Here is a 2698-nt window from a genome sequence, read left to right on the forward strand (position 1 = left end):
CACCTTGAAGGGGGCTTCGCGCACCACCTCCAGCAGGCGAAAGCGCTGCTGGCCGAGGGTCACGATGTTGCTGCGGTCGTCGGACTGCGTCTGGCACTGGAGGATTTCGGCGCAGCAGCCCACCTCCGCCATGGCCCCCTCCTGGGGGTCCCAGCGCACCACACCAAAGCGCCGATCGCTGTCGAGCACCGTGCGCAGCATCATGCGGTAGCGCGGCTCGAAGATGTGCAGCGGCAGCACCTCCTGGGGGAACAGCACCACATCCGGCAGCGGGAACAGCGGCAGTTCGCGCACGGCCAGTTGGGTCACGTCGTCGAGGTCCGGCTGAGGAATTGGGGTTGGCAGATCCTAGGCATCGCAAGGGCTGGCCGTGCCCAGCAAAAAGCCCGCCGGCAGGCGGGCTGAGGGCGTTGAGGCCTCGGTGCATCCAGCTGCGGCGGCACCCGGGCTTCGGGGATGTGCGGCTGAAGCGGTGCTTCAGAGCTTCACTTCGATGTCTACACCGCTCGGCAGATCGAGCTTCATCAGCGCATCGATGGTCTTGGCCGAAGGGCTGTAGATGTCGATGATCCGGCGGTGGGTGCGGGTCTCGAAGTGCTCGCGGGAGTCCTTGTCCACGTGGGGCGAGCGCAGCACGCAATAGATCTTGCGCTTGGTGGGCAGGGGGATCGGGCCGATCGCGGTTGCAGCGGTGTGGTCGGCCGTTTCGATGATTTTTTCGCAGGAGAGATCCAGCATGCGGCGGTCAAACGCCTTCAGGCGGATGCGGATCTTCTGCTGAGCGATGGCAGTGGACATGGCAAGGGTGTGAAACGGGGGGCGGACGGTCCGTCAGCGGAGCTGCGGAACGCCTGGAGCAGCTGGATTGTCGAGGTGCGGTGGGGGTGAAGGGTTGCCCCTCCACCCCTGAACCTAGATCACGGCCGAGGCCGACTCAGGCTCACTCGATGATCTTGGACACCACGCCGGCACCGATGGTGCGGCCGCCTTCGCGGATGGCGAAGCGCATGCCCTGCTCGATGGCCACGGGGCAGATCAGCTCACCGGTCATCTTGATGCGGTCGCCCGGCATCACCATTTCCACGTTGGAGCCGTCGTCGGCGGTGAACGCGGTGATCTGACCGGTCACGTCGGTGGTACGGATGTAGAACTGCGGGCGGTAGCCGGCGAAGAAGGGGGTGTGGCGGCCGCCCTCTTCCTTCTTCAGCACATACACCTCACCCTCGAACTTGGTGTGGGGCTTGATGGAGTTGGGCTTCACCAGCACCATGCCGCGCTCGATATCTTCCTTTTGAACGCCGCGGAGCAGCAGACCCACGTTGTCGCCGGCCATGCCCTCGTCGAGCAGCTTGCGGAACATTTCCACACCGGTGACGGTGGTTTCGCGGGTGTCTTTGATGCCCACGATCTGCACGGTTTCGCCCACCTTCACCTTTCCGCGCTCGATGCGGCCGGTGGCCACGGTGCCGCGGCCGGTGATCGAGAAGACGTCCTCAACGGCCATCAGGAAGGGCTTGTCGATTTCGCGCTCGGGCTCGGGGATGCCGCTGTCGACAGCCGCCATCAGTTCGGTGACCTTGGCTTCCCACTCGGCATCGCCTTCCAGGGCCTTGAGGCCGGACACCTTGACCACGGGGATGTCATCGCCGGGGAAGTCGTAGCTGCTCAGCAGCTCGCGCACTTCCATTTCCACCAGCTCGAGGATCTCCTCGTCGTCGACCATGTCGCACTTGTTGAGGGCCACCACCAGGGCGGGCACGCCCACCTGCTTGGCCAGCAGGATGTGCTCCTTGGTTTGGGCCATGGGGCCGTCGGTGGCGGCCACCACCAGGATGGCGCCGTCCATCTGGGCGGCACCGGTGATCATGTTCTTCACGTAGTCAGCGTGACCCGGGCAATCCACGTGGGCGTAGTGGCGGCCGTCGGTCTCGTACTCAACGTGGGCGGTGTTGATGGTGATGCCGCGCTCGCGCTCTTCGGGGGCGCCATCAATTTGGTCGTAGGCCTGGGCCTTGGCTTGACCCTTCTTGGCCAGCACGTTGGTGATGGCGGCGGTCAGGGTGGTTTTGCCGTGGTCAACGTGGCCGATGGTGCCGATGTTGACGTGGGGTTTGTTCCTTTCGAACTTCTCGCGAGCCATGATGAAAAAGAATCGGGTGGGTAAGTGGTACTGCGTTAAAGATCAGGAATTACCCTGATTCTTTGAGATGATGGCTTCTGCCACATTACGAGGAACTTCCTCGTAATGGCTGAACTCCATCGAGAAGATACCCCGACCCTGGGTCATGGATCGGAGCTGGGTGGCGTAGCCGAACATCTCGGCCAGAGGAACCTTGGATTGAACCTTGGATTGTCCATCTTCGACGGACTGACCCTCAACCTGGCCGCGCCGGGAGGAGAGGTCGCCGATGATGGATCCGAGGTAATCCTCAGGCACCTCGACCTCCACCTTCATCATCGGCTCAAGCAGCACAGGATTGCACTTCTTGACGCCGTCTTTGAAGGCCATGGAGCCGGCGATCTTGAACGCCATCTCCGAGGAGTCCACATCATGGTAGGACCCGTCCACCATGGTGACCTTGACATCGATCATGGGGAAGCCTGCAATCACACCGGATTGGCAGGTTTCTTTCATGCCGGCTTCCGCCGGGCCGATGTACTCCTTGGGAACGATGCCGCCAACAATTTTGTTGACGAA

Annotated in this window: 3 protein-coding genes and 1 pseudogene; all 4 read right to left on the reverse strand. The window is 62.6% G+C overall.

The window, feature by feature from the left end; genetic code table 11:
- The coding region (locus tag ACIQ2E_RS15115) for an LON peptidase substrate-binding domain-containing protein (protein ID WP_398332317.1) at window positions 1-309 on the reverse strand (309 nt) is incomplete at its 3' end.
- A gap of 168 nt (window positions 310-477) precedes the next feature.
- Window positions 478-798 (reverse strand): 30S ribosomal protein S10, encoded by a 321-nt coding sequence (rpsJ, locus tag ACIQ2E_RS15120; protein ID WP_006910513.1) that lies wholly within the window; start codon window positions 796-798, stop codon window positions 478-480.
- Window positions 799-940: 142 nt separating this feature from the next.
- On the reverse strand, window positions 941-2140 hold the full coding sequence (tuf, locus tag ACIQ2E_RS15125) for an elongation factor Tu (protein ID WP_398332319.1): 1200 nt from the start codon (window positions 2138-2140) through the stop codon (window positions 941-943).
- Between the two features lie 42 nt (window positions 2141-2182).
- Window positions 2183-2698 (reverse strand): annotated as a pseudogene (gene fusA, locus ACIQ2E_RS15130) (elongation factor G); the annotation flags it as partial.

Source organism: Vulcanococcus sp. (assembly GCF_044369115.1).
Lineage (GTDB): Bacteria > Cyanobacteriota > Cyanobacteriia > PCC-6307 > Cyanobiaceae > Vulcanococcus.